Source organism: Bradyrhizobium sp. ORS 111 (assembly GCF_045571485.1).
In the GTDB taxonomy this organism is placed as follows: Bacteria; Pseudomonadota; Alphaproteobacteria; order Rhizobiales; family Xanthobacteraceae; genus Bradyrhizobium.
In genome coordinates this window covers 819304-842044 of record NZ_CP120701.1, presented here as the reverse complement: position 1 = coordinate 842044, position 22741 = coordinate 819304, and the positions used below count along the sequence as shown (strand labels likewise).

General features: G+C 64.5%; 18 protein-coding genes. 7 read left to right on the top strand and 11 right to left on the bottom strand.

Going from position 1 to position 22741, the window contains the following annotated elements; all coding sequences use genetic code 11:
- Window positions 1-278 precede the first annotated feature (278 nt).
- A complete protein-coding gene (locus tag P6U30_RS03850; RefSeq protein ID WP_407168213.1) occupies window positions 279-1610 on the top strand; it encodes an IS1182 family transposase in 1332 nt (443 codons plus the stop codon).
- Between the two features lie 294 nt (window positions 1611-1904).
- Here P6U30_RS03850 and P6U30_RS03845 read toward each other — a convergent pair whose 3' ends face one another.
- On the bottom strand, window positions 1905-2678 hold the full coding sequence (locus tag P6U30_RS03845; RefSeq protein WP_407168212.1) for a ferredoxin--NADP reductase: 774 nt from the start codon (window positions 2676-2678) through the stop codon (window positions 1905-1907).
- Window positions 2679-2975: 297 nt separating this feature from the next.
- Between P6U30_RS03845 and P6U30_RS03840 the strand changes: the two genes are divergently transcribed.
- The gene (locus P6U30_RS03840; RefSeq protein ID WP_407168211.1) at window positions 2976-3944 is read left to right on the top strand and encodes a RimK family alpha-L-glutamate ligase; all 969 of its coding nucleotides are present in this window, start codon (window positions 2976-2978) and stop codon (window positions 3942-3944) included.
- Between the two features lie 107 nt (window positions 3945-4051).
- Here P6U30_RS03840 and P6U30_RS03835 read toward each other — a convergent pair whose 3' ends face one another.
- Both P6U30_RS03835 and P6U30_RS03830 read right to left on the bottom strand, forming a co-directional pair.
- Window positions 4052-4933 carry an amino acid ABC transporter substrate-binding protein gene (locus P6U30_RS03835; protein ID WP_407170347.1) on the bottom strand — a complete coding sequence of 294 codons (882 nt, stop codon included), beginning with the start codon at window positions 4931-4933 and terminating at the stop codon, window positions 4052-4054.
- Window positions 4934-5008: 75 nt separating this feature from the next.
- Window positions 5009-6298 carry a dicarboxylate/amino acid:cation symporter gene (locus tag P6U30_RS03830; RefSeq protein ID WP_407168210.1) on the bottom strand — a complete coding sequence of 430 codons (1290 nt, stop codon included), beginning with the start codon at window positions 6296-6298 and terminating at the stop codon, window positions 5009-5011.
- Window positions 6299-6511: 213 nt separating this feature from the next.
- Between P6U30_RS03830 and P6U30_RS03825 the strand changes: the two genes are divergently transcribed.
- Window positions 6512-7513: an NADP-dependent oxidoreductase gene (locus P6U30_RS03825; protein ID WP_407168209.1), complete on the top strand. Its 1002-nt coding sequence runs from the start codon at window positions 6512-6514 to the stop codon at window positions 7511-7513.
- A 165-nt stretch (window positions 7514-7678) separates the two neighbouring features.
- On the opposite strand, the gene P6U30_RS03820 is transcribed toward P6U30_RS03825, so the two are convergent.
- Entirely contained in the window at window positions 7679-10849 is a 3171-nt protein-coding gene (locus P6U30_RS03820; RefSeq protein WP_407168208.1) for an efflux RND transporter permease subunit, read from the bottom strand.
- 9 nt (window positions 10850-10858) lie between these two features.
- Window positions 10859-12058 (bottom strand): efflux RND transporter periplasmic adaptor subunit, encoded by a 1200-nt coding sequence (locus P6U30_RS03815; RefSeq protein WP_407168207.1) that lies wholly within the window; start codon window positions 12056-12058, stop codon window positions 10859-10861.
- 202 nt (window positions 12059-12260) lie between these two features.
- Here P6U30_RS03815 and P6U30_RS03810 point away from each other — a divergent pair, with 202 nt between their 5' ends.
- The 3 genes from P6U30_RS03810 (at window position 12261) to P6U30_RS03800 (ending at window position 16073) form a co-directional block, all read left to right on the top strand.
- Complete coding sequence (locus P6U30_RS03810; RefSeq protein WP_407168206.1) at window positions 12261-13085, top strand: hypothetical protein; 825 nt, start codon at window positions 12261-12263, stop codon at window positions 13083-13085.
- A gap of 247 nt (window positions 13086-13332) precedes the next feature.
- Window positions 13333-14463 carry an FAD-dependent monooxygenase gene (locus tag P6U30_RS03805; RefSeq protein ID WP_407168205.1) on the top strand — a complete coding sequence of 377 codons (1131 nt, stop codon included), beginning with the start codon at window positions 13333-13335 and terminating at the stop codon, window positions 14461-14463.
- Window positions 14460-16073, top strand: a complete 1614-nt coding sequence (locus P6U30_RS03800) for a benzoate-CoA ligase family protein (protein WP_407168204.1) — start codon at window positions 14460-14462, stop codon at window positions 16071-16073. The genes P6U30_RS03805 and P6U30_RS03800 overlap by 4 nt, the downstream gene beginning before the upstream one ends.
- Before the next feature lie 191 nt (window positions 16074-16264).
- Here P6U30_RS03800 and P6U30_RS03795 read toward each other — a convergent pair whose 3' ends face one another.
- The 3 genes from P6U30_RS03795 to maiA are packed head-to-tail and all read right to left on the bottom strand — an operon-like array spanning window position 16265 to window position 18583.
- On the bottom strand, window positions 16265-17449 hold the full coding sequence (locus tag P6U30_RS03795) for a 3-hydroxybenzoate 6-monooxygenase (RefSeq protein ID WP_407168203.1): 1185 nt from the start codon (window positions 17447-17449) through the stop codon (window positions 16265-16267).
- Window positions 17449-17961, bottom strand: a complete 513-nt coding sequence (locus P6U30_RS03790; protein ID WP_407168202.1) for a MarR family winged helix-turn-helix transcriptional regulator — start codon at window positions 17959-17961, stop codon at window positions 17449-17451. The genes P6U30_RS03795 and P6U30_RS03790 overlap by 1 nt, the downstream gene beginning before the upstream one ends.
- Window positions 17951-18583: a maleylacetoacetate isomerase gene (maiA, locus tag P6U30_RS03785; RefSeq protein WP_407168201.1), complete on the bottom strand. Its 633-nt coding sequence runs from the start codon at window positions 18581-18583 to the stop codon at window positions 17951-17953. Before maiA ends, P6U30_RS03790 begins: the two co-directional genes overlap by 11 nt.
- Window positions 18584-18687: 104 nt before the next feature.
- Here maiA and gtdA point away from each other — a divergent pair, with 104 nt between their 5' ends.
- Window positions 18688-19728 carry a gentisate 1,2-dioxygenase gene (gene gtdA, locus P6U30_RS03780; RefSeq protein ID WP_407168200.1) on the top strand — a complete coding sequence of 347 codons (1041 nt, stop codon included), beginning with the start codon at window positions 18688-18690 and terminating at the stop codon, window positions 19726-19728.
- Between the two features lie 201 nt (window positions 19729-19929).
- On the opposite strand, the gene P6U30_RS03775 is transcribed toward gtdA, so the two are convergent.
- The 3 genes from P6U30_RS03775 to P6U30_RS03765 form a co-directional block, all read right to left on the bottom strand.
- Window positions 19930-20754 (bottom strand): ABC transporter permease, encoded by an 825-nt coding sequence (locus tag P6U30_RS03775; protein WP_407168199.1) that lies wholly within the window; start codon window positions 20752-20754, stop codon window positions 19930-19932.
- Window positions 20747-21520 carry an ABC transporter ATP-binding protein gene (locus P6U30_RS03770; RefSeq protein WP_407168198.1) on the bottom strand — a complete coding sequence of 258 codons (774 nt, stop codon included), beginning with the start codon at window positions 21518-21520 and terminating at the stop codon, window positions 20747-20749. The genes P6U30_RS03775 and P6U30_RS03770 overlap by 8 nt, the downstream gene beginning before the upstream one ends.
- Window positions 21521-21683: 163 nt before the next feature.
- A complete protein-coding gene (locus tag P6U30_RS03765; protein WP_407168197.1) occupies window positions 21684-22688 on the bottom strand; it encodes an ABC transporter substrate-binding protein in 1005 nt (334 codons plus the stop codon).
- Between the last annotated feature and the right edge of the window lie 53 nt (window positions 22689-22741).

The following is a 22741-nucleotide window of genomic DNA, read 5'->3' as shown; positions in this document are numbered from 1 at the left end:
GTATTGCTGTCGTAATCGCTCAAGTTGAGCCCGCTTTTTTGCAATGCAACGTAGGCGCGCGACGAGGCTTTAGGGCTTACGCGGCGACCGCGAGCAACCTGCGTTCCCTCCCCGCAAGCGTAGGGCAATCGCATATGGGAGAAAAGCGCCCCTGCGGCCATCCTTCGAGACGCCCGCCTCTGGCGGGCTCCTCAGAGCCTGTGAATCTTTGTGCAGATTTTGATTGAGTTTGCACGCTTGCAGTGATTCCTGATTGTGGACACTGGAGAGGTGCAACGATGTCCGGCGATGAACTCTTTTCGGATCTTCCGCGGCAGACACGAGCACGTGCGAACGATGCGGGCGACCCGCGGATGCGAGAGCCGGTGCGCGATCAGATCGAACTTCGGGCGGTCGATCTGGAGGCATTGGTGGCTGCCGACCACCCGGTGCGGGTGATCTGGGCCTACGTTGAGAAACTTGATCTGCAGGAGCTTGAAGAGGCGATCAGAGCCCGCACCCACACGCCGGGACAGGCGCCGGCGAGCCCGCGGCTTTTGCTGGCGCTATGGCTTTATGCGACGAGCGAGGGCGTTGGCAGCGCGCGGGCGCTGGCGCGGTTATGTGAGAGCCACGACGTCTATCGGTGGCTGTGCGGCGGGGTCAGCGTCAACTATCACGGCTTGGCCGACTTCCGCACGGCGCATCCGGAGCTTCTGGATCGGCTGTTGAGCGACACTGTCGCCAGCCTGTCGGTGGCCGGGGTCATCGACCTGGATGAGGTGGCACAGGACGGGGTCCGGGTGCGTGCGTCGGCTGGGACCAAATCGTTCCGTCGCCGCAAGAAGCTTCACAAAGAGCTGCGCAAGGCGCAACGGCTGATCCGCCAGTTGAAGGAAGAAGCCACTGACGATCCGCAAGCCAGCAACCGGCGGATCGTTGCGGCCGAGGAACGGGCCGCACGTGAACGCGAGGCGCGTGTGGCCTCGGCGCTGAAGAAGCTGGCCGAGATCGAGGCCGAGCGCGAACGGCGCAGCACGACCAACAAGAAGCAGGTCGAGAAGCAGAAGGAACCGCGCGCCTCCACCACTGATCCCGATGCTCGCGTCATGAAGATGGCCGATGGTGGCTTCCGTCCCGCCTACAATTGCCAGCTCTCCACTGCCGCCGGTGGTCAGATCGTGCTCGTCACCGACGTCACAACGGTCGGTTCCGACCGCGGCCTGGCCCGGCCGATGCTGGACAAGATCAACCGCCGCTATGGCCGATGGCCGAAGCGCCATCTGGTCGATGGCGGCTTCAACAAGAATGACGATACCGAGTGGGCGGCTGGCCGCGGGATCAAAATCTACGGGCCACCTTCACGCAGCAAGCATCGGCGCGATCCCTATCAGCCGAGCGACAGGGATGGACCGGGTGTCGCCGCCTGGCGCGTCCGCATGAGAAGCCCGCACGGCAAGTCAGTCTACAGGCGTCGCGTCCAGGCAGAGTGCATCAACGCCCGCTTCCGCAACTGGGGCCTGCAGCGGTTTATGGTCCGCGGCCTCGAAAAGGTCCAAACGGTGCTGCGCTGGTTCGCCCTCACCAACAACATCCTGGCCGGACACCGCCTGCTGCAGGCCGCCGCCTAATCAAACAATCACCGCTAGCCTCTGCCCGCCGCAGTCCCTCTCCGCTAAAGCTGCCAACCTTCAATTAGATTCACAGCCTCTCAGGATGAGGTCTTGTGTTGCGGCACAATAGGAGACCCTCATGGTGAGGAGCGCCGCTTGCGGCGCGTCTCGAACCACGAGGCCGAGTACGTGCGCGCGCCCAAGGCGGCATATCACATGGCGCGAAATGCAAAAGGCTGGTGCCCGATGCGGCACCAGCCTTAAAAAGCGAGAACGGTAGCGATGGGTCCCGGCTTCGGCGGGAGGACAGCGTCAGCGCTCGACGAACGCCTTCTCGATCACAAAGTGGCCGGGCGTGTTGCCGCTGCCTTCCTTGAAGCCGCGGGTTTCGAATAGCTGCTTGAGGTCTTCCAACATCGCCGGGCTGCCGCACATCATGATCCGGTCCGTTTCGATGTCGAGCGGGCCCTGATGCAGGTCGGTGAAGAGCTGGTTGGAGGTGATGAGGTCGGTGATGCGGCCGCGGTTGCGGAACGGCTCGCGCGTCACGGTCGGATAGTAGAGCAGCTTCTCCGACAGCATCGGGCCGAACAGCTCGTCGTCGCGCAGCTTGGCGACCAGTTCCTCGCCATAGGCGAGCTCGGAGACCTGGCGGCAGCCGTGCACCAGCACGATCGAGTCGTAGCGGTCATAGACCTCGGGGTCCTTGATCAGGCTCGCGAACGGCGCGAGGCCGGTGCCGGTCGACAGCAGCATCAGCCGCTTGCCGGGGATCAGATTGTCGGTGATCAACGTGCCGGTCGCCTTGCGGCCGACCAGGATGATGTCGCCCTCGCGGATCTTCTGCAGCTTCGAGGTGAGCGGGCCGTCCTGCACCTTGATCGAGAAGAACTCGAGCTCCTCCTCGTGATTGGCGCTCGCCATCGAATAGGCGCGCAGCAGCGGCCGGCCATCGACCTCGAGGCCGATCATGGCGAACTGGCCATTCTGGAAGCGGAAACCGGAATCGCGGGTGGCTCGGAAGCTGAAAAGCGTATCGGTCCAATGGCGAACGGAAAGAACCTTCTCTCGATAGAACGCGCTCATGTGTTTTCGTTTTCTCGATTGACCAGATTTAGAATGGTTTGATTTTTAGGCTGCCCGCGACGGCGCGGAAGTGGCCGAAATCATTGAAGATCTCGCGTTTCCATCGCGCCGATGCATCACATAGTCAAGATCACCTGGCGTGCAATTGCGATCTCAGAATGGCAGTCGCTCGATTTCGCGGATAGGTTCAGCGACGACAGCGTTAACGCGTCGTGATCCACGCAATTTACTTGCTGCGATCGCCGCTGATCTGGCAAATAATTGCTACGAAAACCGCGGCGAAGGGAAAATGATTTAGTGATCCTCATCAGCCAGCGTCTTTTTCTGGAAACCATCAAAAAATATTGTCTCGCGCACAATATCGCGATCGAGATCAGATCGGGCGGCTGGCTCGTGATCCTGCAGCGGGGCGCGGAGCGGCGGCTTGTGATCGGCTACGACGTCGGGCTGAACAGCGCGGTTGCGCATCAGGTCGCCAACGACAAGTCGGCCTGCGCCGAGGTGCTGGCATCGGCCGGCGTCGCCGCGATTCCGCACACCCTGTTTCTCGGCGCGCGGCTCAGCCCGCATATCCCGGGATCGGGATCGATGGCGGCGATGCTGCGGCTGCTCGATGCCCATCCGCGCGGCCTCGTGGTCAAGCCCAATGAAGGCACGTCGGGCGAGCTGGTGCTCCGCGTCACGACCAACACGCAACTGGAGCAGGCGGTCGCGCGCATCCTGGCCGCGCACCCGAGCCTTGCCATCTCGCCCTATGTCGAGATCGAGGACGAGGTTCGCGTCGTCTTGCTCGATGAGCGCGCGCTTATCGTCTACGGTAAGACCCGCCCGCAGGTGACGGGCGACGGCGTTCATTCGCTGCGCGAGTTGGCGCGCGGCGGCTTGACTGCCGAACAGCTCAGGACCATCGCCGACGACTTCGATGCCGCCGAGCTCGACACTGTCCCGGCCGCCGGCGAGCGGCGCATCGTCAACTGGCGGCACAATCTCGATTCCGGTGCCTCACCGGTGCTGCTTGAAGACGGCGAGACGCGCGAGACCTGCATCGCGCTCGCTGTCACGGCCGCGCAGGCGCTGCGCATCCGCTTCGCCTCGATCGATGTCGTGCGCGCCGACGGCGCGTGGCAGATCCTCGAGGTCAATTCCGGGGTGAAGATGGAAGCGCTGGGCCGGCGGCATCCGGAGCTGGTCGAGGCCGCGTACTGGGCGGCGCTGGACGAAGTGTTTGCACAATCTCGTCGTCCCGGCGAAGGCCGGGACCCATAACCACAAAGGTCTATTGTTACGGAAGGTTACTCCCACCACCTCACTCAAGAGGCCGCGGCGTATGGGTCCCGGCCTTCGCCGGGACGACGGTGGAGGGCGGGGCCGCCCTACTGATTCTCGTCGAGCACCTTGAACGCCTCTTCGAGCTGCGGCGAGAGCGCGACGTTGAGCTTCTCGCCGGTCGGCAGGCGGGCCGTGAACCACTTGTTGTAAAGCGGGATGATGTCGTGGTTGGTGGCGAGCTTGCGGAATGCGCGCTCGACCACGTCCTTCATCTGCGGCTCGCCCTTGCGATACATGATGCCGTAGGGATCATAGGACAGGTAATCGCCGGTGACGCGAAACTTGTCCTGCGACTTGTGCCGCGCGATCAGGCCGTAGAGCAGGATGTCGTCGGTCGCAAACGCATCGGCCTTGCCGTCCGCCAGCATCTGGTAGGACTGCTCGTGATCCTCGGCGGTGACGATCTTGAGCCCGAGCGACTGCTTGGCGTCGACATTATGCATCGCCAGCTCGTTGGTGGTGCCTTTGGTGACCACCACGGTCTTGCCCTTGAGGTCGGCGACCTGGGTGACGCCGGAGCCCTTCGGCACCATCAGCTTGGTGCCGGCCACGAACATCAGCGGCGAGAACGCGACGAGCTTGCTGCGCTCGGCATTCGCCGTGGTCGATCCGCATTCGAGATCGATTGACTTGTCGACCACCGCCGGGATGCGATCGTCGGAGGTCACCTTGACGTATTCGACCTTGAGATTGGCGTCGTCGACCTCGACGCCGATCTCGTCGACAATGGCATCGCAGAGTTCGAGGCTATAGCCGATCGGCCGGTTGGAGTGATCGAGGAACGAGAACGGCGGCGAGCTCTCGCGATAGCCGAGCCGCACGGTGTGGGTGGCCTTGATATTGGCTAGCGTGGGGCTGAGCCCCTCGCCGGCCGTCTGCGCCGCGGCCGGCGTTGCCAGCAGACCAGCCGTCAGCAGATTTGCCATCAGCAGACAGGCCGACAGCGCTGGGCGCTCAGCCCGTGTCGGCCGCCATCGGGCGCGATGCATGCATCCCTCCCGTCAATGGCCTGCCATCACGGCGCCGGGCACCGCATCCGACGGCACGGCGTCGTCGGGGCCGAGCCCATGCTCGGCCTTCAGCTCGCCCTCCCACTTCGCGACCACGGCGGTCGCCAACGAGTTTCCGATCACGTTGGTGGCGCTGCGGCCCATGTCGAGGAAGGTGTCGATGCCCATCACCATCAACAGGCCCGCCTCCGGGATGTTGAACTGGCTGAGCGTCGAGGCGATCACAACGAGGGAGGCGCGCGGCACGCCGGCGACGCCCTTCGAGGTGATCATCAGCGTCGCCAGCATCGCGAACTGCGTCCCGAGTGACATCTCGATGTGATAGGACTGCGCGATGAAGATGCTGGCGAAGGTGCAGTACATCATCGTGCCGTCGAGATTGAACGAGTAGCCGAGCGGTAGCACGAAGGCCGAGATCCGCGACGAGGCGCCGAACCTGTTCAGCCCCTCCAGCGTCTTCGGATAGGCCGCTTCCGAGGAGGCGGTCGAGAACGCAATCATCAGCGGCTCGCGGATCAGCCGCAGCAGATGGCTGTAGCGCGGCCCGATCGCGATGAAGCCGACCATGACCAGGATGCCCCACAGGATCATCAGCGACAGATAGAAGCCGCCCATGAAGACGATCAGCTTCCAGAGCACGCCGAGGCCGTTCTTCGAGACGGTGGCCATGATAGCCGCCCACACCGCAAGCGGAGCGAAGAACATCACGTAGCTCGTGACCTTCAGCATGATGTGGGCGAGATCGTCGATCAGGCTCATGATCGGCTTCGCCCGTTCAGGCATGGCGCCGAGCGCCACCGCGAAGAACACCGCGAACACCACGATCTGCAGGATCTCGTTCTGCGCCATTGCGTCCGCGATCGAGGTCGGCACGAGATGGATCAGGAATTTTTCGAGCGAGAAGGCCGACACCGGCAGGCCCGTCGACTGCGCCTTGTCGGGCAGCGTGCCCGGGAAGTTGGCGCCGGGCTGCAGCAGGTTGACCATGACGAGGCCGAGCAGCAGCGAGACGAACGAGGCGGAGACGAACCAGCCCATGGTCTTGGCGAAGATGCGTCCGAGCCGCGCGCCGCTTCCCATGTGGGCAATGCCGCCGACGAGGGTCGCGAACACCAGCGGCGCGATGATCATCTTGATCAGCCGCAGGAACAGCATCGCGATCAGATTGACGTCAGCGGCGATTTCGGCTCGGCTGTCGGGAAAATAATTGAAGACGATGGTCCCCATCGCGATGCCAAGGACCATCGCAAACAGGATGTACTGCGTAAACCTGTTGGACATTTTCTACCCCCGTCGGTTTCCGGCTACGGCGAGTGTGGCAGATTTACGCACCCTTGCAACACGCTTCGCGTTGGGCGGGACTTTGCCGGAATGTTCCCGTTGTGGAATGCCAGCGCGCGGACTAGCGTTCACGCAGCGCACAATCCGTGCAACGACGCGCCTACGGCGCAGTCAGTTGCCTGACGAACGATCAAACCGAGGGGAGACATCGCCATGACCGACGCCATCAATCGCCAGATCCTGCTGGTCGAAAAGCCGACCGGCAAACTTGGTGCCGAGCATTTTCGTCTGACCAAGGGCGAGATCCCCGCGCCGAAGGACGGCGAGGCGCTGGTGCGCACGCGCTACATCTCGCTCGATGCCGCCAACCGCGCCTGGATGCACGGCGCCACCTACCGCGCCGCGGTCGAAGCCAACACCGTGATGGCCGGCGGCAGCATCGCAGAGGTGGTGTCGTCGAAGGACCCGAGCTTGAAGCCGGGCGATATCGTGTTCGGCGACACCGGCTGGCAGGATTATGCCGCGGTGCTCGCCAAGCATCTGTCGAAGATGCCGAAGCTGGAGCCGATGACGCATCTGCTCAGCGTCTTTGGCATTGCCGGGCTGACCGCCTATTTCGGCCTGCTCCATGTCGGCAAGCCGCGGGAAGGCGAGACGGTCGTGGTGTCCGCGGCCGCCGGATCGGTCGGCTCGATCGTCGGCCAGATCGCCAAGATCAAGGGCTGCCGGGTCGTCGGCATCGCCGGCGGCAAGGACAAATGCCACTGGCTGACCAGCGAGCTCGGCTTCGACGCCGCGGTCGACTACAAGGACGGCGCCACCTACAAGGCGCTGCGCGCAGCGGCGCCGAAGGGTGTCGATGTCTATTTCGACAATGTCGGCGGCGACATCCTGGAAGCCTGCTTGGCGCAGATGAACAACCGCGGCCGGATCGCCTGCTGCGGCGCGATCTCGCAATACGACGGGGTCCCCTCCGCGCACGGCCCGCGCGGCGTGCCCGGCCTGATCGTGGTGAAGCGGCTGGTCATGCAGGGCTTCATCGTGATGGACTACATGGACCAGCGCGACGCTGCGCTCGCCGATCTGCAGTCCTGGGTCGCCTCAGGCACGCTGAAGGTGCAGGAGGACGTGATCGACGGCCTCGAGAACACCCCGCAGGCGCTGATCGGGCTGCTCGCCGGCGAGAACCGCGGCAAGCGTATGGTGAAGGTATAGTGTCAGGGCGCTATCGATCCCGTCATCCTGAGGCGCTCGCGAAGCGAGCCTCGAAGGATGCCGGGCCCGGCTGCTGGCCGCGGCGAAAGCTGGGCCGTTCGCCCTTCGAGACGGCCGCTTCGCGGCCTCCTCAGAGTCACGGGAATAGATTGGCAGTGTGCGGGCTTAATGCGCCGTGCCTGATGCCTGCGGTGCCGGCTTCGATTCTACCGCCTTTTCCTGCCTCGCCTTGCGCCAGTTCTCGAAGTTCTGCACGACGACAAAGAACGCCGGAACGAACAGCACGGCGAGGCAGGTCGAAGCGATCATGCCGGAGGACACGGTGATGCCGATCGACTTGCGGGCGTTGGCGCCGGCGCCGGTCGCGAACACCAGCGGCAGCACACCGAGGATGAAGGCGAACGAGGTCATCAGGATCGGCCGGAACCGGGCGCGCGCGGCATCAACAGCAGACTCCAGCACCGAGCGGCCGTCGCGCAAATGTCGCTCCAGCGCGACCTCGACGATCAGGATCGCGTTCTTGGCCGACAGCGCGATCAGTAGAATGATGCCGATCTGCGTGTAGAGATTGTTCTCGATCCGCAACGACGTCAGCACCAGCGTCGGGCCGAGCAGTGACAACGGCACCGCCAGGATCACCGAGATCGGCGCATACCAGCTCTCATATTGTCCGGCCAGCACGAGGTAGACGAGCAGTAACGCCAGCGCAAACACATAGTAGAGCTGGCCGCCGACCGCCTTTTCCTGGTACGACATCGCCGTCCACTCATAGCCGGTCCCCGGCGGCAACGTCTTCGCCGCGATCTCCTCCATCAGCTTCATCGATTGGCCGGACGAGTAGCCCTGCGCCGGCAGGCCGATGATGGCCGCGGACGGATAGAGGTTGTAGAGACTGATCAGCGACGGGCCGACCGACGGCGTGATCTTCGCGACCGTGCCGAGCGGGATCATGTCGCCATTGCTGTTGCGGACCATCAGGTTCTCGATGTCGCGCAGGGTCAGGCGGTACGTCGCGTCGGCTTGGGCGTAGACCTGGAAGGTGCGGCCGAACTTGTTGAACTGGTTGACGTAGCTCGCGCCGAGATAGGACGACAGCGTCGAGAAGATCTGGTCGGTGGTGACGTGCAGGGTCTGGGTTTTGATGCGGTCGACCTCGACGTCATACTGCGGCACCATCGAGCGGAACGACGAGGAGACCCGCTGCAGCGCGCTCTGCGTCTGCGCATTGGCAGCGACGGCGCCGGTGACCGCCTGCAGCTTGCCGTAGTCAGCGTTGCCGTCGCGCAGCTCGACCTGCATGGCGAAGCCTGCGGCGTTGCCGATGCCCTGGATTGGCGGCGGCGGGATCACCAGGATGCGCGCTTGTGGGATCACCGCGAGCTTGTCGTTGAGGCCATAGACCAGCGAGCGCAAATCCTCCCCGGGGCCGCGCGCGTTCCAGTCCTTCAGCGTCAGATAGGCGACGCCGGCATTGGCAAGGCTCGACGAATTGTCGAGCGCGGAGATGCCGGCGACGGTCGTCACCTGATCGACGCCCGGCGTCTTGCCCGCGATCTCGGCGACCTGGTCGAGCACGCGCTGGGTACGGTCGATCGCAGCGCCATCCGGCAACTGCACGGCGGCCAACAGATAGCCTTGGTCCTCGATCGGGATAAAGCCGGTCGGCACCCGCGACAGTCCATAGCCGGCGAGCCCGATCAGGAGCAGCGCGATGACGACCGCAGTCTTGGCGTGACCGGCGATGCCGCCGATTATCCTTGCATAGCCGCGCTCGATCCGGTCATAGACCGCGTTGAAGCCGCGATAGAAGAAGTTGCGCTGCTCCGGCGGTACCGGACGGCGCAGCCACAGCGCGCACTGCGTCGGTTTCAATGTCGCCGCGTTGACCGCGCTGAGTAGCGCGGTCGCCGCGATGACAAGCGCGAATTGCGCGTACATCCGCCCGGTCAGCCCCGGCAGAAAGGCGGCCGGCAGGAATACCGAGATCAGGACCAGGGTAATGCCGATGATCGGCGCGAACAACTCGTCCATCGCCTTGATCGCGGAGTCGTGGCCGGACATGCCGCGCTCGATATTGTGCGCCGCGCCCTCGACCACGACGATCGCGTCATCGACCACGATGCCGATCGCCAGCACGATCGCAAACAGCGTCGACAGGTTGATGGTGAAGCCGAGCGCGGCCATCGCCGCGAACGCGCCGATGATGGTGACCGGGACGGTCGTCGCCGGCACCAGCATCGCCCGCCAGTCCTGCAGGAACACCAGGATCACGATCAGCACGAGGAGGCCAGCCTCAATCAGCGTTTTGTAGACTTCGTCGATCGAGGCCTGAACGAATTTGGTGGTGTCGAACGGCGTTTCGTATTTGACATCCTGTGGGAACTGCTTGGCCAACTCCGCCATCTTCCTCTCGACGGCCCTTTCGACCTGGAGCGCATTGGCGCCGGGCGACTGGAACACGCCGATGCCCGTCGCGGGCTTCTGGTTGAGCGAGAAGATCTGGCTGTAGGTCTGCGCGCCCAGTTCCACCCGGCCGACATCGCGGATACGGGTGACGTCACCGACGCCGCCTGACTTGACGATGATGTCTTCGAACTGGATGGGGTCGCTGAGACGGCCGTTGACGTTCAGCGTGTACTGGAACGCCTGTCCCGGCGGCGTCGGCGGCGCCCCGACCTGGCCGGCAGTGACCTGCTGGCTCTGCTGCTGGATCGCCTGGATGACGTCTTGCGGCATCAACCCGCGCACCTGCAGCTTGTTCGGGTCGAGCCAGACTCGCATGGAATATTGCCCGGCGCCGAACACGGTGACGCTGCCGACGCCCGGTACCCGCGACAGCTCGTCACGGATGTTGATGGTGGCGTAGTTGGAAAGGAACAGGCTGTCGTAGGTTTTGTTCGGCGAGGTCAGCGTCACGAACAAGAGGATCGAGGTCGACATCTTCTGGACCGTGACGCCCTGGCTCTGCACGGCGCTCGGCAACTGCGACAGCGCGCTGGAGACGCGGTTCTGCACCAGCACCTGCGCGAAGTTGAGGTCGGTGCCGATCTTGAAGGTGACTGTCAGCGTGTAGGTGCCGTCGGCGCCGCTATAGGACTGCATGTAAAGCATGTCCTCGACACCGTTGACCTGTTGCTCGATCGGTCGCGCCACGGTGTCAACCACGGTCTTTGCCGATGCGCCCGGATAGCGCGTCGTCACCTGGACGGTCGGCGGCACCACGTCGGGATATTGCGCGACCGCGAGGTTGAACAGCGCCACCCCGCCGATCAGGATCATCAGGATCGCGATGACGTTGGAAAGAACAGGCCGCTCGATGAAGAATTTTGATATCATGGCGCGCCCCTACTTGGCCGGTGTCGCTGCCGCTTCGCTCTTCTGCAATTGCGGATCGACCTTCTGCCCGGGGATCGCACGCAACAGGCCGGCGGTGACGACACGGTCGTCCGGCTTCAGCCCGCTCTCGATCACCCGCAAATCGCCATCAAGAGGTCCCGTCGTCACCTTGCGCTGTTCGACCACGTTCTCCGCGCCCACGACCAGAACGTAGCGTCCGGCCTGGTCGCTGCCGAGCGCGACGTCGGGAACGAGCAACGCATCCTGCTGCTTGTCGAAGGGCACGCGCACGCGGACGTAAAAGCCCGGCAGCAGGACCCGGTCAGGGTTTGGCAATATGCCGCGCACCGCCAGCGTTCCGGTCGACTGGTTCATGGTCGGAGACGCGTAGTCCAGCTTGCCCTTGTGCGGGTAGCCGGTTTCGGTCTGCAGGCCCACCTCGACCGGGAACTGCTTGAGATCGTTCGGGGTCAGGCCGCGCCTGCGCGCTTCGTCGCGAATCCGCTGCACGTCCTGTTCGTTGACGTTGAAATTCACGTAGATCGGATCGAGCGCCACGATGGTCGCAAGTTGCGTCGGCGAGGCCACGCCGACGAGTTCGCCGACGGAAACGAGATGGTTGCTGACGATACCGTCGAAGGGCGCGGTGACGTTGGTGTAGCCGTAATTGACCTGTGCGATGCTGGTATTGGCTTGCGCCTGCTGCAGATTGGCCTGTGCGTTGTCGCGATTGGCGGTAGATGTATCGAGGGTCGCCTGCGATACGGCCTGCCGCTGCACCAGATCGACCTGACGCTTGTAGTCGGTCTCGGCCTGCTTGAGCGTCGCCTGGGCGCCGACTTCGGCGGCTTGCGCCTGCTCGAGCTTCAACTTGTAGGTCTCGGGCTCGATCGTGAACAGGGTCGTTCCCTCCTTCACAAACGCGCCGTCCTGATAACCGATCGACTGCAGGAAGCCCTGCACACGTGCAACCAGATCGACGCTCTTGATCGGTGCGGTGTTGCCAGTGACTTCCAGGTAGCGCGTGACGGCGCGCTGCACCGGCAACGCCACGTCGACCTTCGGCGGTGGCGGCTGAACGAAGCTGTTTTGCTCGCAGGCCGTTAAGCCGGCCAAGGCTGCCGCTGCGAGACCGATCCGGGCCAATGTCGGGGTTCGTAGCCGCACGACGATGCTCGACCTGGAGTGTGCAGTGCGTGCATGCGTCATGTCCGAACCTCGATCTCAAATGCATTCGAAGAAGGCGACGTATCGAGAGAAGATTAGCTTGGTGCGCGCCGGGTAACAATCCGCTTGCGGCGAGACGCGAAAGCGCCAATGATGGCGCTCGCCAGGGTTGTTAATAGAAGATTTATTCAGACGTCATTTCGGTTGAACGCGACTTCGGGCGTCAACAAGAGGATTTGGTTCGATGAGCACCACGCTGACACGCGCGGCAATGCTTTCGACATTGCTTGCGCTGGCCACTTTCATGAGCTTCGGGCCGGCTTTGTCGCAGGCGCCCACCCAGGCCCAACGCGATGCCATCAAGGCGCAATGCCGCAACGACTATATCGCGCATTGCTCCAGCGTATCGCCCGGTGGCGAAGCGTCGCTGCAATGCCTGCAGAAGAACATGGGTAGCCTGGCCCCGGGCTGCGCAACCGCGGTGCGTGCCGTCGAGGCGCCGGCAGCGCCAAAGGCGGAGGCCGCGCCAAAGACCGAGCCTGTTCCTGCCGCGGCGAAGCCGGACGCGACGCCGGCCGCCACGACGGCCAAGCCCGCCACGGCGGCAGCCACGCCGCCGACGGTGACGGCCAAGAAGCCGAGCGGCGCGCAGACCTCCGCGATCCGCACCGCATGCCGCTCCGATTATACCAAGGTCTGCGCGGGTGTGCCGACCGGCGGGGCCCCGGCGCTGCAGTGCCTGATGAAGAACCAGCCGAGGCTTTCGCCGGCTTGCGGCAAGGCGGTTGCTGCCGCAGGCGGCGCTGGCGCGACGCCGGCCGGTGCCGCGCCGACCGAAGCCGCCGCGCCGGCCGCGGCGCCTGCGGCCGCCCCGACCGCGATGGCGCTCCGGCCACTGCGGCCACGCGAGGAACTGTTCGTGCTGCGCTCGGCGTGCGGGGCCGACGTCCGTTCAATCTGCGGCGGCGTCGGGCCCGGCGGCGGACGGATCGCAAGATGCCTCGCAGCCAACGCCGGATCGCTCTCGCCGGCCTGCCGGGACGTCCTGGCGCCGTTTGCGGCACGTTGAGCGACGCCAAGCACGGCCACGATGCCACGACCTGGGTCCTCGTCCTGCGGAGCGCGCCAAGCGGGCGTCTCGAAGGACGTAGTCGGCGGACAGAGCCGCATGATTTGATCGCTGTCATCGGTCCCTGCCTGCGCGGGTCCGCAGGCTGCCCGCCGTGCGGGATGACAATTTTCCCTCTGGCGTTCCCGCCGGAGGGCGGCTAGTCTGCCCCAAATAGTAAGTACACTGTCAATCTGGGAGGCAGACGTTGCGGATCGCCGTGATCGGCGGAGGGCCCGGCGGGCTTTACTTCGCCTATCTCTGGAAGAAGCGTCATCCGGACGCCGAGATCGACCTGTTCGAACAGAACGCCGCCGATGCGACCTGGGGCTTCGGCGTGGTGTTCTCCGAGCAGGCGCTGGACTTTCTGCGCGCCGACGACCCCGACACGGTCGATGTGATCGCGCCGCGGATGGAGAGCTGGAAGAACATCACGCTCAATCTGCGCGGCGAAAGCGTCGAGATCGACGGCGTCGGCTTCTCCTCGATCGGCCGGCTGGCGCTTTTGACGATCCTGCAGCAGCGGGTGCGGAGCGTCGGCGTCGCGCCGCGCTTCGATACTGCGGTCGCATCGATCGACCAGCTCGAAGGCTACGACCTGATCGTCGCCGCCGACGGACTGAACTCGCTGGTCCGCCGCAGCTTCGAGAGCGCGTTCGGCGCGTCCGTCTCGCATTCGACCAACAAGTTCGCCTGGTATGGCACGACGAAGCCCTTCGCGACGCTGTCACAGACCTTCGTCGAGACTGAGCGCGGCACATTCAACGCCCATCACTATCGCTACGCCAACGACATGAGCACCTTCCTGGTCGAGTGCGATGCGGCGACCTGGGCGGCTTACGGCTTCGCCGACAAGACGATCGAAGAATCGCAGGCGATCTGCGAACAGGTGTTTGCCGCAACGCTGGACGGCCACCGGCTGATCTCCAACAAGTCGGTATGGCGCAATTTCCCCTGGATCTGGAACGAGCGCTGGTCGCACGGCAATATGGTGCTGATCGGTGACGCGCTGCATTCTGCGCACTTCTCGATCGGTTCGGGCACGCGGCTTGCGATCGAGGACGCGATCGCGCTGACCAAGGCGCTGGAGGGAGAGAGCGGCCTTGCCGCCGCGCTGACACGCTACGAGAGCGAGCGCAAGCCGATCGTGAAGAAGCTCGTGACCGCCGCGCGCACCAGCGCCGACTGGTATGAGCATTTCACCGAGCACATGAAGCTCGATCTGATGGATTTCGCCTTTAGCTACATCACCCGCTCCGGCCGGATCGACGACGCGCGGCTGCGCGCGATGTCGCCGGCCTTCATGGCGCGCTACGAAGCTGCGAAAGGACAGACATGACCGAGATCGCCGACCAGGTTCCTGTGGAGAATCCCGGCGCGCGCGAAATCGGCTTCGCGGTTCCCGAGCGCTACAATGCGAGCCGCATCCTGTTCGACAATCTCGCGAACGGAAATGCCGAGCGCATGGCGCTGACCGGCCCGGCCGGCACGCGCAGCTATCGCGAGCTCTGCGCTGACGCCGCGCGCTGGGGACATACGTTCTTGTCGCTGGGGCTACAGCGCGGCGATCGTATCCTGCTGTTTCTCGACGACACGCCGGCCTATCCGGCCGCGTTCTTCGGCGCGGTGCGGGCGGGCTTCGTGCCGCTCCTGATCAATACGCTGACGACGCCGGAGCTGCTGCAATTCTATCTGTCCGACGCCGGCGCGCAGGTCGCCGTCACCGATGCCGAGTTCTGCGCGCGCTTCAACGGCGAAGCCTGCAAGGACACGCCGCTGCGCACGCTGATCGTGGTCAATGGCGTCGCCGGCGATCACGCGGTGGCGGATGCGCGCAACGCCGACGAATGGCTGCCGGGATTTCCCGGCGAGCTCGAGGAAGCCGACACCCATCGCAACGAGATGGCGTTCTGGATGTACTCGTCGGGCTCGACCGGCCGCCCCAAGGGCATCGTGCATCTGCAACACGACATGGCCTATAGCGAGCGCGCCTTCGCCCGCAGCGTGCTCAAGCTTTCGCCCGACGACATCTGTTTCTCGGTGCCGAAGATCTTCTTCGCTTACGGGTTCGGCAACTCGATCACCTTCCCGTTCTCGGTCGGCGCCGCCACGCTGCTGCTGCCGGGGCAGCCGAAGCCGGCCGCAATCTTTGCGGCGATCGAGAGCTATCGCCCGACCGTATTCTTCGGCTTGCCGACGCTTTACATCACGCTCACCAAGGCCGAGGGTGCGGAGCGAACCGATTTCTCCTCGCTCCGGATGGCGATCTCGGCGGCGGAGGTGCTGTCGGCCGATGTCTTCAACGGCTGGAAGCGGCTCACCGGGCTCGAGATCATCGAGGGCCTCGGCTCCACCGAGGTGCTGCACATCTATCTCTGCAATCGCGCGGAAAACAAGAAGCTCGGCGCCGCCGGTCTGCGCGTGCCCGGCTACGAGATCATGCTGCGCGACAGCGACGGCCGCGCAGTCGGCGACAACGAGGAAGGCATCCTCTGGGTGCGCGGCGATTCCGCGACGCCTTTGTACTGGAACCGGCCGGACAAGACCGCCGAGACCGTGCGCGAAGAGGGCTGGATCTACACCGGCGACCGCTTCATGCGCGACAGCGACGGCTTCCACTTCTTCCGCGGCCGGGCCGACGACTTGGTGAAGATCTCCGGCCAGTGGGTCTATCCGCTGGAGGTCGAGCTCTGCCTCGCCGACCATCCCGATGTCCGTGAGTGCGCGGTGTACGCCGCTGAACTGCCGGACCGCCGCATGACGCTGAAAGCGGTGGTGGTGATGAACCGGTCCGGCTTCGACACCGATCAGGCGACGCGGATGCTGCAGGACTACGTCAAGACCAAGCTCCTGCCCTACAAATATCCGCGCGAGGTGAAATTCATCGACGAGCTGCCGAAAACGGGAACGGGCAAGATCGACCGGCAGGCAGTGATGCGGATGTCGTGAAGCTGCGAACGGACGCGGCGCCACAACCTCAGTGTCGTCGTCCCGGCGAAAGCCGGGACCCATAACCACAAATGCTTGTGGTGCAAAGACTGGGGCCCCAGCTTGCAGCAACAACAGCCATTCGTGGTTATGGGTCCCGGATCGCGCTCGCTCCGCTCGCTTGTCCGGGACGACGAGCGGTGTTGCGGCAGCTACTCGCCCAGTCCCGTCCCGCCATACAGCCACGCGATATCGTCGCACCACTCGTTCTGCGACTTCGCGCTCATGATCGCGTTGCGGATGCGGGCATGGTCGCCGGCGGGGTGATAGATGTGCTCGCCGATCGCGCGCGACATCAACTGCACGCGCGCGGTGCGCGGGAAACGCCTGATACGGTACGCTTCGAGCGCAGCGGCCTCATCGTCGTGGTTGGCCAGCATGTGGGACAGACAGACGGCATCCTCCATCGCCTGACAGGCGCCTTGCGCGAAATATTGCAGCATCGGATGCGCGGCATCGCCGAGCAGCGCGACGCGGCCGTCGATCCAGCGCTCGGTGGGATCGCGGTCGCACAGCACCCAGAGCTTCCAGTTGGTGCCGTGACGGATGATGTTCTGGGCGCGCTCGTGGACGTGGACGAAGCCCTTCATCACCTCCTGTTCCGACACCGGCTTTCCTGCGACCGGCTCCGGAGCGTCGTTGTGATAGGTGACGACCAGATTGAACACCTTCCAGCCTGACAGCGGATAATGCACGATGTGGCATTTCGGGCCGGCCCACAGCGTCGCCGCATTCCAGCGCAGATCCTCCGGCATCTGCTCGGTCGGAATCACCGAGCGATAGGTGGTGTGGCCGGAGACCCGTGGCGGGCCGTCCGCGGTCACCTGCTTGCGGATGTTCGACCACAATCCGTCGGCGCCGATCAGGAGTCGTCCGGCGACATGCTCGCCACCGGCGAGCTGCGCGGTCACCGATGAACCATCCTGCTCGTAGCCAATCACCTCGCTAGAGACGCGCAATTCGATCAGCGCGTGGGCCTGGCAGGCGCGCAGGAACACGCCATGCAGGTCCCCGCGATGCACCACGGCATAGGGATTGCCGAACCGGGCGCGGAAGGCATCGCCGAGATCGATGTGGGTGATCTCGTCGGCTGTGAGCGCATCCATCAGCCGGAGCTGATCGATATAGACCGCCATGTTGCGCGCGTCCTCGCCGACACCGAGATAGTCGAAGGCGTGGAACGCGTTCGGCCCGAGCTGGATGCCGGCGCCGATCTCGCCGAGCGCGGCGGCCTTTTCCAACAGGATCGAGCGGATGCCTTTCTGCGCCAACCCGAGCGCCACCGCGAGGCCGCCGATGCCGCCGCCCGCGATCAGGACTGGTTTCGTCTCCGCCATCAACCCTGCTTTCCGAGATGCTCGAGCGCGTCCTCGGCGCGCAGCGGCACGCGCGACGCCTCGTTGTTGAGATCGACGAGCTGGGTTAGCAGCGCCAGCAGCGTCTTGCGGTCGGCCGGCTTCAACGGCTGCAACATCCGCGCCTGCGCCTTGTCGACCGAAGGCATGATGTCGCGCAGCACTGCCGCGCCCGCGCGCGTCAGATAGAGCAGCTTGACGCGCTTGTCCTCGGGCGCCGGCTTGCGCTCGATGAAGTCCTTGGCCTCCAGCCGCTCGATCACGCTGCCGAGCGTGGAGCGGTCGAACGCGATCACGGCGGAGAGCCGGGTGGCGTCGATTCCGGGATGGGTCGAGATCGCGATCAGCGCTGCATATTGCACCGGCGTCAGGTCGAACGCCTTGCACTCCTCGACGAACAGCGCGACCGCGATCTGCTGCATGCGCCGGAACAGGTAACCGGGCGCGGTGTAGACCGCGTCCATCGTGACCGGTGATGACTTGTTATTCGGCATCGGGCTGCTTGTCCGGGGCGGCATCGGCGAAGGCCTTCACCTGCCTGGCCGCGGCCTCGGCCTTCAGCAGGCGCGGATAGGCCGCGACGTCGACGCCGAAGCGTCGTGCGTTGGCGAGCTGCGGCACCAGGCAGAGATCGGCGAGCGTCGGTGTATCACCAAAGCAGAACGGCCCGGCCTCCTCTGCGATCAGGATCTCGCAGGCCGACAGTCCCTCGCGATTGGCCCAGGCCGCCCACTCCGTCACCTTCTCCTCGGCTAGGCCAAGCTGACGCAGCCGCGCCAGCACCTTCAGGTTCTGCACCGGATGGGTGTCGCAGGCGATCGCCTGTGCGAAGGCGCGCACCTTGGCGCGTCGCAGCGGATCCTGCGGCAATAGCGGCGGATTGGGATAGGTCTCGTCCAGCCATTCGATGATCGCAAGCGACTGGGTGAGGATCGCGCCGGCGTCATTCTCCAGCGTCGGCACCAGCCCCTGCGGGTTGATCGCGAGATAATTCGGCGCGCATTGTTCGCCCTTGCGAAGGTGATGCGGCAGGTGCTCGGGCGTCAGGCCCTTCAGATTAAGCGCGATCCGGACCCGGTAGGACGCGCTGCTGCGGAAATAGCCATGCAGCTTCATCGGAACCTCCCTGCAATTTTCTCGTTCGATTTCGTGCGTGACGTTGACGCTATCCATATTGTCAGTATGCTGTCAATCTCAACGATAATCATGGGAGGCCCTCCATGGAAGCCGTGCAGAAGACCCCTGAGCGCGAGGCGTTCTACAAGAAGATCGACGGCGAAAACCTCTCGGCGCTGTGGAACGTGCTGGGCGATCTGGTCACATCAGAACCGCGGAGCGCCTGCCGCCCGCATCTGTGGAAGTTCGACCATATCCGCGACTACATGAACGAGGCCGGTAAGCTGATCACGGCCAAGGAGGCCGAGCGCCGCGTGCTGGTGCTGGAGAATCCCGGCCTGCGCGGCCAGTCCAGGATCACGACGTCGCTGTTCGCCGGCGTGCAGATGGTGGTGCCGGGCGACATCGCGCCCGCCCATCGCCACACCCAGTCGGCGCTGCGCTTCGTGCTCGAGGGCAAGGGCGCCTATACCGCCGTCGATGGCGAGCGCACGGCGATGGCGCCGGGCGACTTCGTCATCACGCCGTCGATGACCTGGCACGATCATTCCAACGAGACCAATGAGCCGATGTTCTGGCTCGACGGGCTCGACATCCCGATGGTGCAGTTCTTCGATTGCTCCTTCGCGGAGGGCGCCAAGGAAGATCAGCAGAAGATATCAAAACCCGCCGGCGACAGCTTCGCGCGCTACGGCCGCAACCTGCTGCCGGTCGATCAGAGGCGGGCGTCGAAGACCTCGCCGATCTTCAACTACCCCTATGAATACACCCGCGAGACGCTGGAAAAGGCCAGGGCCCGCGACGAATGGGACGCCTGCCACGGCCTCAAGCTGAAATTCTCCAACCCCGAAACCGGCGACTACGCAATGCCGACCATCGGCACCTTCATCCAGCTCTTGCCCAAGGGCTTCAAGACCGCGCGCTATCGCGCAACCGACGCCACCGTGTTCGCGGCGATCGAAGGCAAGGGCCGCACCAGGGTCGGCGACCAGACCTTCGAATGGGGACCGCGCGATCTGTTCGTGGTGCCGAGCTGGCACTGGGTTACGCATGAGGCCGACACCGACTCGGTGCTGTTCTCGTTCTCCGATCGGCCGGTGCAGCAGAAGCTCGATCTGTTCCGCGAGGATCGGGGGAACGCGTAGGTATTGTTGTCCCGGGCAAGCCAACGGGTCGCGCAAACGCGCGCCCGATGACAGGCTTCGCGCGACCCGGGACCCATAACCACCGGCCTTGGTTGCTAGAGGCGCAAGGGCCGCAGCCGTTTCCAATAACCAAACGCTGTGGTTATGGGTCCCGGCTCAAGGCCGGGACGACAGCGCGCTTTTGTGGTAAGCAGCGCGCATTCACCGCCAGTGCAGCAAACGCGCTTCCATCCAATTGATCAACTTTCCCACCGCAAGCCCGAACAGCGACAGGATCACGACGCCGGCGAGCAGTTGATCGGTCTGCATCAGATTGCCGGCCTGCAGCACGAAGGCGCCGATGCCGTATTGCGCGCCGATCATCTCCGCGCTGACCACGAGCAGTAGCGCGATCGATGCGGTGATGCGGAAGCCGGCGAGGATCGACGGCAGCGCACCCGGCCAGATCACGCGGCGAACAATGGCATGGAACGGCACGTTGAAGCTCTGCGCCATCCGGATCAGGTTGCGCGGCACCGCATCGACGCCGCTATAGACCGAGATCGCGGTCGAGAAGAATACACCGAGCGCAATGGTTGCGATCTTCGGCTCCTCGCCGATCCCGAGCCACAGGATCAAGAGCGGCAACAGCGCGATCTTCGGAATCGGAAACAGCGCGGAGATGAAGGTGATGCCGACCCCACGCGCCATGGTCGACAGCCCGATCGCAAAGCCGACGATGACGCCGGCGACCGTGCCGATGATCCAGCCGGTGCCGATCCGCATGATCGACCAGGAGAGATGCTGCCACAGCGCGCCTGAGGTGGCGAGCTTGTAGATCGCCACCGCAATCGCCGATGGTGCCGGCAGAAACAGCGGATTGACCCAACCGGCGCTGCCGGCGAGCTGCCAGGCTGAGATCACGATCGCGAGCGCAACCCACCCGGCATGACGGCTTCCCGACGGGATGAAGCCGGCGCCGCGAAACGCGACTGGCCGCGACGCCTCCGTGGATTGCGCTGTCTCCGTCGTCGCGCGATCAAGCATGCTGGACCTCGCGCTCGGCATCGATCGCCTCTTTCCGGATCAGCGACCACAGATCGCCCTGCAGCGCCGCCAAATGACCGCGCGCATCAGAAAGCCCGCGCTCGGCGCGGGTCATTGTAACGGTCACGATCTCCCTGATGCGGCCTGGACGGCGCGACAGCACCACGACGCGGTCGGCGAGCCGCACCGCTTCCTCGAGATTATGCGTGACATAGACCGCGCCCATCGCGCCGTCGGCGAGCAGACGGACGAAATCTTCCATCAGCAGCTCGCGGGTCTGCGAATCCAGCGCCGACAGCGGCTCGTCCATCAACAGGATCGCGGGCCGCACCGCGAGCGCCCGCGCGATGCCGACGCGCTGGCGCATGCCGCCGGAAAGCTGCTTCGGATAGGTGGTGCGGAAATCAGATAGCCCCGTACGACGCAGCGCATCGTCGATCACGGCGCGGCGATCACCGGCGCTCAAGCCGGCATGCAGCAGCGGAAACGCGACGTTTTCCTCCACGGTATTCCACGGCAGCAACGCGAAATCCTGGAATACGAAGGTCAGCGGATTGAGGCTGTCGGCCGGTGGCGCGCCGCGCAGCTCGGCCGCACCCTTAGCTGGCCGCAGCAGGCCGCCGAGGATCGACAACAGCGTGCTCTTGCCGCAACCGGACGGGCCGACGATCGCAACCACCTCGCCGGCGCGAACCGTGAAGGAGACATCGTCGAGCACGTCGAGCGCGCCGAAGCGATGGCTGATATGGTCGGCGATCAGGTCCATGCCGCTGCACTTTCCACTGTCGATCCGTCATCCTGAGGAGCGCGAAGCGCGTCTCGAAGGATCGACGGCCCGGATGCAGCAGCTCGGCCGGGCATCCTTCGAGACGCGCGCAACTGCGCGCTCCTCAGGATGACGGGCAAGGAGTGGCGCGCTGGAGGTAGCATCAATCCGCCTTCACATAATCCTTGGCGATGATCGCATTCGCATCGAAGCCCTTGTCGACGAAGCCCTGCTCCTGCAGCCACTTGATCTGGTTGTCGACGTTCTTCACGTCGAGCTTGCCGTCCGGATCGATATAGGCGCAATTGCCGACCACCTGCGCGACCGGCAGGTTGGTGTATTTGGCGATGATCTCGAGCAGCGGCTTTGTCTTGTCGTTGATCGGAACAACCTCGTCCTTGATCGAGGTCAGGATCACGTCGTGATATTCGTGATCGGCCCGAACGAGTGCGGCGAGCAGCTTGGTCACCAGCGGCGTATTGGCGAGCGTCTTCGGCGAGGCGAACACCGCCCCGAGCTGCCACGGCGTCTCGTCGCCGACCCAGCCGAGGAACTTCGCGCCGTTGGAATCCATCAGCGTCCGCGCCGTCGAGACCGGCAGCAATGCAGCGTCGACCGTCTCGCCCTTCAGCGCCGCCGCCGCATTCGACAGCGACTGTAACGGCACAATCTTCACATCGGACAGCTTGAAGCCGTATTTGTCGGCGAGCAGGCCGAGCGAATAGTGGAAGCTGGAGCCGACCTGGGTCACCGCCACTCGCTTACCGGCCAGATCCTTCGGCGACTTGAGGCCGGCGGCATAGGCGTTGTTGCTGGCGAAATAGCCGATCAACGGATAGCCGGCCTTCTCGCGGCTCATGCCGCCGATCACCTTCAGCGTGCCCTTACCGGCGAGATTGTAGAGCCCCGCGGTGAACGCGGTGATGCCGACATCGACATCGCCGGACGTGGTCGCGACCGCGATCGGCTGCGCCGCATCGAAGAATTTCAGCTCGACGTCGAGACCGGCGTCGCGGAAATAGCCCTTGTCCTGCGCGATGAAGACCGGCGCCGAGGACGACAGGCGCAGCACGCCGATCTTGGCCTTCAGGAGATCATCGGCCCGCCCGATCCCGTTTGCGGACAACGCCAGCACCCCCGCCACCGCGAGCCGCGCCCACACTTTCATTCCCGTCCCTCCGCCTCGGCGCCGTCCGCAAGCCACGGATGTGCGAATATTAA

Excerpts from the sequence above, each read along its gene's own strand:
- P6U30_RS03850 (WP_407168213.1), top strand. The coding sequence starts at position 279 with ATGTCCGGCGATGAACTCTTTTCGGATCTTCCGCGGCAGACACGAGCA.
- P6U30_RS03845 (WP_407168212.1), bottom strand. The coding sequence starts at position 2,678 with ATGAGCGCGTTCTATCGAGAGAAGGTTCTTTCCGTTCGCCATTGGACC.
- P6U30_RS03835 (WP_407170347.1), bottom strand. The coding sequence starts at position 4,933 with ATGGCAAATCTGCTGACGGCTGGTCTGCTGGCAACGCCGGCCGCGGCG.
- P6U30_RS03830 (WP_407168210.1), bottom strand. The coding sequence starts at position 6,298 with ATGTCCAACAGGTTTACGCAGTACATCCTGTTTGCGATGGTCCTTGGC.
- P6U30_RS03825 (WP_407168209.1), top strand. The coding sequence starts at position 6,512 with ATGACCGACGCCATCAATCGCCAGATCCTGCTGGTCGAAAAGCCGACC.
- P6U30_RS03820 (WP_407168208.1), bottom strand. The coding sequence starts at position 10,849 with ATGATATCAAAATTCTTCATCGAGCGGCCTGTTCTTTCCAACGTCATC.
- P6U30_RS03815 (WP_407168207.1), bottom strand. The coding sequence starts at position 12,058 with ATGACGCATGCACGCACTGCACACTCCAGGTCGAGCATCGTCGTGCGG.
- P6U30_RS03810 (WP_407168206.1), top strand. The coding sequence starts at position 12,261 with ATGAGCACCACGCTGACACGCGCGGCAATGCTTTCGACATTGCTTGCG.
- P6U30_RS03800 (WP_407168204.1), top strand. The coding sequence starts at position 14,460 with ATGACCGAGATCGCCGACCAGGTTCCTGTGGAGAATCCCGGCGCGCGC.
- P6U30_RS03795 (WP_407168203.1), bottom strand. The coding sequence starts at position 17,449 with ATGGCGGAGACGAAACCAGTCCTGATCGCGGGCGGCGGCATCGGCGGC.
- P6U30_RS03790 (WP_407168202.1), bottom strand. The coding sequence starts at position 17,961 with ATGCCGAATAACAAGTCATCACCGGTCACGATGGACGCGGTCTACACC.
- maiA (WP_407168201.1), bottom strand. The coding sequence starts at position 18,583 with ATGAAGCTGCATGGCTATTTCCGCAGCAGCGCGTCCTACCGGGTCCGG.
- gtdA (WP_407168200.1), top strand. The coding sequence starts at position 18,688 with ATGGAAGCCGTGCAGAAGACCCCTGAGCGCGAGGCGTTCTACAAGAAG.
- P6U30_RS03775 (WP_407168199.1), bottom strand. The coding sequence starts at position 20,754 with ATGCTTGATCGCGCGACGACGGAGACAGCGCAATCCACGGAGGCGTCG.
- P6U30_RS03770 (WP_407168198.1), bottom strand. The coding sequence starts at position 21,520 with ATGGACCTGATCGCCGACCATATCAGCCATCGCTTCGGCGCGCTCGAC.
- P6U30_RS03765 (WP_407168197.1), bottom strand. The coding sequence starts at position 22,688 with ATGAAAGTGTGGGCGCGGCTCGCGGTGGCGGGGGTGCTGGCGTTGTCC.